This window comes from Clostridium tarantellae (assembly GCF_009295725.1).
Classification (GTDB): Bacteria; Bacillota; Clostridia; order Clostridiales; family Clostridiaceae; genus Sarcina; species Sarcina tarantellae.
This window is the reverse complement of sequence record NZ_WHJC01000369.1, coordinates 1-2,914: the sequence shown is the minus strand read 5'-3', so window position 1 is coordinate 2,914 and position 2,914 is coordinate 1. Positions and strand designations below refer to the sequence as shown.

Annotated in this window: 4 protein-coding genes; 3 read left to right on the top strand and 1 reads right to left on the bottom strand. The window is 25.6% G+C overall.

Annotated features, from left to right (window positions below; genetic code table 11):
- Positions 1 to 108: 108 nt before the first annotated feature.
- The gene (locus tag GBZ86_RS14580; protein WP_152891847.1) at positions 109 to 606 is read right to left on the bottom strand and encodes a YbhB/YbcL family Raf kinase inhibitor-like protein; all 498 of its coding nucleotides are present in this window, start codon (positions 604 to 606) and stop codon (positions 109 to 111) included.
- A gap of 238 nt (positions 607 to 844) precedes the next feature.
- Between GBZ86_RS14580 and GBZ86_RS14575 the strand changes: the two genes are divergently transcribed.
- The 3 genes from GBZ86_RS14575 to GBZ86_RS14565 all read left to right on the top strand — a co-directional run bounded on the left by GBZ86_RS14575 (position 845) and on the right by GBZ86_RS14565 (position 2,683).
- A complete protein-coding gene (locus GBZ86_RS14575; protein WP_152891845.1) occupies positions 845 to 1,282 on the top strand; it encodes a GNAT family N-acetyltransferase in 438 nt (145 codons plus the stop codon).
- 211 nt (positions 1,283 to 1,493) lie between these two features.
- On the top strand, positions 1,494 to 2,030 hold the full coding sequence (locus GBZ86_RS14570) for a transcription repressor NadR (protein ID WP_207707463.1): 537 nt from the start codon (positions 1,494 to 1,496) through the stop codon (positions 2,028 to 2,030).
- Between the two features lie 80 nt (positions 2,031 to 2,110).
- Positions 2,111 to 2,683 carry a hypothetical protein gene (locus GBZ86_RS14565; protein ID WP_152891843.1) on the top strand — a complete coding sequence of 191 codons (573 nt, stop codon included), beginning with the start codon at positions 2,111 to 2,113 and terminating at the stop codon, positions 2,681 to 2,683.
- Positions 2,684 to 2,914 lie beyond the last annotated feature (231 nt).

The window sequence follows — 2,914 nt, the reverse complement described above, 5'->3', positions numbered from 1 at the left end:
GTTAAATTTTATAATTTGTTAGCAAATTAAAGTGTGTTAATAAAAATCTCCTTAATAATTATTAATTAATAATTATTAAGGAGATTTTTATTAATGATATATACTAAATTAATTAGAATATATTCCTTCTATGTAAGCATAATCAAGTATATGGCCTTTTATAGCTTTATGCAAATCATCTACATAAAAGCCATTATTTAAATTAAGAATAGTATCAAGAGCATATACATGAATTGTATATGTATGAGGAGCATCGGGTGGGGTCATTCCACCATAACAATTACAATTCTCTACTTTACAACCACCAAAGCTACTAGCCCAACTATTAGTACCTTGAATAAAATCTTTAGCGGTTATACTTTCATTTTCTTTAAGTTCATTTCTTTTAAGGTTAGCAACAAGCCAGTGAATCCATGTAAATCCACAAACCGGAATAGCATCTTTATCATCTATTATTATGGCATAAGAAATTGTTCCTTTAGGGGAATTTTCAATTTTAATAGGCAAAGAATAACTAGGCATTCCATCTTTATTAAATTGAGTACCTCTTTTGCCATATTTATCTTCTATTACTCCATTTTTAATTCCATTACAAATAATATTCATAATAAAACCTCCTTTTGTTGTATTAAATAATTAATAATTTCTATATTTGTATCAAATCATTAAATGTATTATTATAGAAGTATAATATATTTCTTACATATAATAATACCATTATGTACAAAAAGTGCAAATTGATTGCTTTTTATTGAGTATTTAAAAAGATTAATCTTTTTTGAAAATATTGCAAGGTGTATAATAAAATATTATAAGTAATATAAATATAAGGGGAGTTTATAAAATGAGGTTTGAGGAGATAAATGAGAAAAATTTAAATGAAATAATAAGTTTATATGTAACTACGTTTAATAGTGAACCATGGAATGATAAATGGACAGAGGAAATAGCTTCAAAAAGATTATCACAAATGTTAAATTGTGAGGGGTTTTATGGAGTTATATGTTATGAAGATAATGAAGCAATTGGGTTAATTTTAGGAAATCATGAACATTATTATAATGGAATGCAATTTCAAGTTAAAGAATTTTGTGTAGATTTAAAATGTCATGGAAAAGGACTTGGTTCAATTATATTAGATGAATTTATAGAAAGATTAAAAAGTAGAGGAATTGATGAAGTGATTCTGCTTACTTCAAAAAATGAAAAAACTGAAGGTTTTTACAATAAAAGAGGCTTTGAAACTTTAGATAGTATGGTTATGATGAGAAAAAGAATTTAATTATATAAGGATTCTTAAAATCACTATATATGTGGATATAAGGATTTAAAGGAGTAGGTATTTAGTGTATCTACTCTCTTTTACTATAATTTTTTATATACTTTAGTAATAATAAAGTTTGTTAATTTGGGGGGAGAAGATTTAATAATAAAACTTTATTAAAAAACTGTGTATGTTGTTGGTAGGTAGTTTACAGGTTAAAATTAAATTTATGAAAGGATTGAATTTAGAAATGAATGCTACGGAGAGAAGAGAAGAGATTATAAACATGTTAAAAAGCAGTAGTTCAGCTATTAGTGCAACAGTAATAGCTAAAAATTTATCAGTAAGTAGACAAATAATAGTAGGGGATGTAGCACTTTTAAGGGCTTCAGGAGAGCGAATAATTTCTACAACTAGAGGATATATATTAGAAAATGATAAATTAAATAAGGATTATATAGTAAAAACTATAGCATGTATACATGCTAAAAAATGTATAGAAGATGAATTAACTATAATTATAGATGAAGGAGCAAAAGTTCTTAATGTAATAGTAGAGCATGGTGTTTATGGAGAAATAAAAGGAGAATTACATTTATCTTCAAGAAGAGATATAAAAGAATTTATGGAAAAATTAGAAAAGTATAATATAGATCCATTATGTCAATTAACAAAGGGCGTGCATTTACACACTATATGTTGTAAAAATAATGAAATTTTTGAAACTATTCTTAAAAAATTAAGAAAAAAAGGATATTTATTATAGCATTGACATTTATACATAGTATTGGTATATTGTAATTACAGGTGTCAAGACACTTAAGTTACTAGGGGTATGGGGGATCTATGAAGAAAAAAATTAGTGTTAAAGCTATAGTTACAGCTGCACTTTTATGTGCTATAGGTATTATTATACCTATGTTTTCGCCAATAAAAATAATTTTAGAACCAGCATCATTTACATTGGCAAGTCATGTACCTATATTTATTGCTATGTTTATTTCACCAGCTACAGCAATATTTGTTTCAATTGGTACAACTTTAGGATTTCTATTAGGAGGATTTCCTTTAGTGGTTGTTTTAAGGGCTTTAAGTCATGTAGGTTTTGCAAGTATAGGAGCATTATATTTAGAAAGACACGAGGGAACTATTAAAACTTTTAAATCTTCTATGATATATGCAGTAATAATTAGTATAATTCATGGAGTAGCAGAATTATTAATAGTGTTGCCTTTTTATTTTGGAGCTTCACTATCACAGGAATATTATCAAAAAGGATTTTTTAATTCAGTGATAATTTTAGTAGGCTTTGGTGCTTTTATACACAGTATATTTGATTATGGGTTAGCAGTCTATATTTGGAAAGCTATACCTAAGAGATTAATTAATAAAGAAAATAGGGAACTTTTTATTAATTAAACCACATTTTTATATATTTTAAACTTAGGGTTAAAGATCTTACAATGGAATTATTATATAAAAAAGTAATATTCTAATATTAAATAATATATTAGAATATTACTTCAGTTTGTAGACAAATAGCATTTTTGCATAAAGCAAAAATGCTATTTTTAGTTTTATAAGCAAAATTTCTAAATTTTTCAAATATATTTTTAATATTATGATATAATCCGAGATATCCCCCGGTCT